We start from the raw sequence: 674 nt of genomic DNA on the forward strand, positions 1-674 counted from the left end.
CAGAATGCCGTCATGCGCGAGCCCTGCCACGAAGGTCGATGTCATCCAATGGCCATGCGGCGCCTGGCCCAGGATCGGCTGGCCTTTGCGGCCCCAACCATGGGCTCGCGCCATGCTGGTGGTCACACCGGTTTCATCAATGAAGACCAGCGCGCCAAAGTCGAACCCCGCTTGCGCTGCTCGCCAGATCTCGCGCGCTATCGCAACGTCGAGACGGTCCTGCTCGCTGGCATAGAGGGTTCTTTTTTAAAACGCAGACCCAGCTTCCTCACCGTCCGCCAGACGCTCGCGTAGCTGACCTCAATGCCCCGATCAGCAAGATCACCACGCACCTCGGTCAGTGTCAGCTCAGGCACCGCCGACAAGCGCTCCGATATCCAGCTCGTCTCCGCTGCCAATTTCGAACGATGGTCTCCGCCCATCGGTCGTGCAGAATAGCCGCTCGTCTGTTGATAACGACGATACCAGTTACCCGCCGTGCTCGGCGCTACGCCAAATATCGTCCCAGCCTCGCGGCACGTGCGTCCACCCGCCATCGACGCGACCACCCGCGCCCGCAAATCGTCAGAATAAGGTTTGCCCATACATGCTGACCTCCAGCCCAGTCAGCATCTTGAATCACAAAATCACCCCGCACGGAATCCTATGATTCAACTCGGTCGAATTCGACTCTA

At 60.1% G+C, this 674-nt stretch carries 2 protein-coding genes; one reads left to right on the plus strand and one right to left on the minus strand.

Going from position 1 to position 674, the window contains the following annotated elements; all coding sequences use genetic code 11:
• Positions 1–294 (plus strand): hypothetical protein (locus tag AC1DT7_RS24200; RefSeq protein ID WP_478038873.1); only part of this gene is annotated, 294 nt, incomplete at its 5' end.
• Here AC1DT7_RS24200 and AC1DT7_RS24205 read toward each other — a convergent pair.
• Positions 198–584 carry a helix-turn-helix domain-containing protein gene (locus tag AC1DT7_RS24205; RefSeq protein ID WP_478038871.1) on the minus strand — a complete coding sequence of 129 codons (387 nt, stop codon included), beginning with the start codon at positions 582–584 and terminating at the stop codon, positions 198–200. The two genes, AC1DT7_RS24200 and AC1DT7_RS24205, sit on opposite strands and share 97 nt — an antisense overlap.
• Positions 585–674 lie beyond the last annotated feature (90 nt).

This window comes from Sphingomonas sp. P3_C6 (assembly GCF_056402595.1).